This is a genomic window from Candidatus Nitrosotalea sp. FS, assembly GCF_011319475.1.
Lineage (GTDB): Archaea > Thermoproteota > Nitrososphaeria > Nitrososphaerales > Nitrosopumilaceae > Nitrosotalea.
The window spans coordinates 1-4,234 of the sequence record NZ_RCMC01000267.1; the positions used below are offsets into that span (position 1 = coordinate 1).

At 39.5% G+C, this 4,234-nt stretch carries 1 protein-coding gene; it reads right to left on the minus strand.

Annotation, left to right across the window (positions count from 1 at the left end):
• Positions 1-169 precede the first annotated feature (169 nt).
• The gene (locus tag DYY66_RS10360) at positions 170-3,964 is read right to left on the minus strand and encodes an Ig-like domain repeat protein (RefSeq protein WP_166289011.1); all 3,795 of its coding nucleotides are present in this window, start codon (positions 3,962-3,964) and stop codon (positions 170-172) included.
• Positions 3,965-4,234: the final 270 nt, after the last annotated feature.

A 4,234-nucleotide genomic window follows, 5' to 3' on the forward strand; every position in this document is an offset into this window, starting at 1 on the left:
GAGACTAAAAGGAGTGGACTGGAGGGGATGCCAGACTATATGGTCCCATTTTACCATTCCGGTTGTAGTTCATATTCAAGAATGATTTACAATATAGATTTTTGAATTTAAGTTTTAGGTTCAAATCAGATTTTAGTGACTGGATTCCTTGGAGATGTTTTGAACTAGATTAGTATCCATTCACTACAAGAGTCCCATTATTTGAGGCTACATGTAATAGAATCGGCCCAGATTCCTTTATGTCATGAACAACATGTTTAGACGGAATTTTAACATGTATTGTGGTCTTGTTGTCTTTAGAAGAATATTTTGCATCTATGTTTTGTTTGTTTTTATCCTTGCCTGTTGTTACGTGTTGTTCTAATTCTTTTATACTATGATCTTTGTTTTCTGACCAACTGAATTTTTCTTCATTTGGTAGAGTAGAGATAATCTTTCCATGGTTGTATTGTAGACTCAGAATTCTAACTTTTACTTCATCACCGTTAGTTCTAACCTTCTCAATCAATACCAATGTATTTCCCGCTCTGTCCTCCATATTGTAAGTTCTAATCTGAGAATCTCCTTTGTCAGTATCATTATCTAGCTTGTTGTCATCATCACCCCACTTAGCTGAAGCAACAGATGTCGGTAAGATAGGATTACTTGGAATTCCAGATAGGCTGTCATTTCCATGCAATGTTACATCTTTTGTTGTTGAATTAAACTCGAGATATGATTCGGGTGGAATTGTATCTACTGTAACCAATATTGAGACCAGTGAACTCTTTCCATCATGAGATGTAGAATTTACAATTATGACGTGTGAACCATCTAGAAGAGTCGGTGTGGTGTATACCCAAGACACTGTCGAGTTTACATATGATCCAAAGTTCAGAATGGCAGATGATGGTTGGTTTCCATCTACAGATATTCTCACCTTTTGTATTCCCGCGGTATCATTTGTTGTGCCTGACACGTAGAACGTGTTATGATTAAGGATGGATCCGTCGTGTGGAGAAATAATGTTCAGGGTGGGTCCATTGGATAGCACAGTATTGGAAAGATTTTTCAAATAGTTCTTGTCCTGTTGAGATAGATCGGAACCACCATTTTGTATGGATTGTATCAACGTCATATTTACTGGTTGATATTGCAGATTTTCAAGCTGAGTCATGTTGATGTTTCCGCTTAGATGTAGAGCACTTAATATCTGTGTTATATCTTGAGGCAAGCCCTGTTTTGACAATGTGAGTTTTGCATTATTGAATTCTGTTTGATTCAAGGATCCGGTACTATTGAGCTCTTGCAATGACTCATCTAGATATAATTTGAATTGTTGGAAATATGAAGAGGCGTCGTTGGCATACTGCTCTGCCTTTGATCCTTGTATGTATGCATAGTAGGTAGAATTGTTTTGAATTGCACCGTAAGCTCGAGCGTTTGATATTGTGGAGGCATTAAGATAACTCTCGTACAACGCAAGATTGTATAGAGCATGTCCTGCGGTACTGTTGTTTAACGAAAGAATCAGAGAGGATGGCGGTTCAGGAGAAACAAATTGAGTATAGTTTGATGAAGGATCACTCATTTGTTTTTGATAGTATGCTGGTAGAGCTGAACCCTCTAGCGCTGCTGTAGCATACAATGTTCCTGCTACTATACATCCTACGCCAAATGTGAAGGCGCATGTTCCAAAAGCAGCTGTTCCTGCAAGAACTAGACCGCCCGAAACAGCTGGTGAACTTACCTCTATTCCTGCATAATCCCACAGAGCAGATATTTTCGCAGGAGAACCATTTATCACAATTTGAATTGGTTGCATAGACGGATTAATTTGCACAACATGGGAGTTTGTGTAGAGTTGGAGATTATACTGAACAATTGGAGTTACAGCTCCATTATTAATGAGCTGCAACAATCCTATGTTGGTTCCAACATCTTGTACTGCCTGAGTGCTTATGTTAGCGGCATTAGTAATTTGGACTAACAAGTTAGGATATAACGAATATGCCTTTACAAAAGTGAGTAAGTTTGAGTCACTTAATGCAGTCGTACCTAGGCTAAGCAAAGCGCCTAATGTTGTAGATACAAAAGATGGAGGTGCTGAGAAAGACCAATTGGCCACGCATTGAAATGAAATTGTTTCTTGACCGTTTGGAGGGATAGACGCTCCACCTACAGGACTACACAGAATTTGTGGTTGATTTCCTAGTGCATCGACGGTTGGAATTGTGCTCTGGGAGTCTAGAGACAGATAGAGATTAGGATTAACAGAAACAGATCCTTGGTTAGATACATCCAAGGATACTGTAAATTCCTGACCCTGATACACCTGTGATGGAAATTGCGTATTTGTTATTACAATAGTTGATGGATTGATTGTTTGGTTAATTGCACGAGATATGCTAGACAAGAATTTTGTATCCCCTGAGTATGATATAGTAATTTGATGCGTTCCTATAGAAAGCGATGAAGTGTTATAGGTAGCTTGTCCTCCTGATACCGAGACTGGATTACCTGCAGGTATACCATCAACAAGAAATTGAACCGTACCACCATCAGGTATTGGAGATATAGCAGCTGAGAAAGTAACTGATTGACCTGTCGCTGATGGGTTTTGTGATGATGAAACTGAGGTTGTTGTAGGAGTTTGACTAGTTGGAATATTGCAATTTCCAGTTCCAGATGCGGTAATAGTTGCTTGTGAGCCAGTAACAGTCAATGATCCAGTGGCGTTGAATGGACAATAGAATGCGTTTGATGGAGGTTGTACTATTGCAGTTGTTCCTCCACAAGTATTCGGTCTGCCATTGTAGAAGCTTAATTGAAGTTGATTGTTATTTGCTTGCGTATAACAAGATGCTAGACCCAAAACCAAACCATTGGGCAATTGAATACTTCCTGCAGACAATACTCCATTTGGAGAGTTACATACAACATTATTTTGGTTACAGAATTGCCCTGGAGATCCTGTCACAGGATAAGTTGTGCCACCTGCAGTTATGGTACCAGATGTTAACGTCATCTGAAGGTTGTTTATAGGTCCTGACACCGTACCTGTAAGTGACATTGAAACAGGAGTAGACCCGGATTCTTGTACAGGGGGAACAAATGTCAAAGCCTGTGATATCGGATTACCATTTACTGTTAATGAACCAGAATATGGAACTACATTATAAGATGTGGGAGGATTGATTACAAACTGATAGTTTCCGTTAGGTTCGTTGAACATGATGCTGGTAGACGTAGATGATTGCGTATTTCCATTCAATGTTACAGACCATGAAGTTCCTTGAGGTAGTCCAGTTTCTATAAATGTAACAGCAACCGTTCCTGTATTTGTGCCACCAGGCTGTGTCGACGGATTTACTTCTTGTGTTAGTGTACCACTGCTGCTAGCAAAATTTGTTGTACCAGAATACATGGCATTTATTGTATGAGAGCCACTCGCCAATGTACTGGTAATTGTAGACGTGGCAGATCCTGAGATCACTGTAACCGGTGAACCATAATTTGCACCGTCAATTTGGAATTGTACTGCACCACCATTCGGTACTGGGGATACTGTAGCTGTAAAGGCTATTGGTTGACCAGATGTTGACGGATTTGCTGATGACGAAACTGAGGTTGTTGTAGGAGTTAATTGTGGTGGACTTGATGTGAAACTTCCAGTGATGCTAGTTGTACCAGATGTCACGGTAAAAGTAAGTGAACTGCTAGAACCGCAAATTGCAAACCCATTTGACAGGGGGCAACCATTTCCATTTATTTCGCCGGTCCACATTGAGAAATAATTTCCACTAGTCGGGTTTGCAGTGAGAGAAACACTTGTGCCAGACGGTATAGTGTATGGACCAACTTCACCTCCGGACGGTACCACAACTTGCTGGCCTCCATTTATTGCAGATGATTCTACAACTATAGAACCATCACAGCATTGAGCGGTAACATACACTATACCGCTTGTTGTCTGAGCTAACACTGGCTTAGTATATCCTAAAATTGGAATGGCGACAGAGGAGATTAGAACTATTGCAATGAAAACGGATAGGATTTTTGAAAGTAAGGTCTTGTGTGTTTTTTTTAAGGATGGAATCAAAAGGTAGTTTACTTATAGAAGATAGTTCTATTAAAAATGATCACTATAGGAATTAGACCAAGTATATTTTGAAAGAATCTACAATATTTTATAACCAACTACAGTCATCGATTTTTTTGAAACCGATCTCAAATCTTGCAAGATTCATTGTTT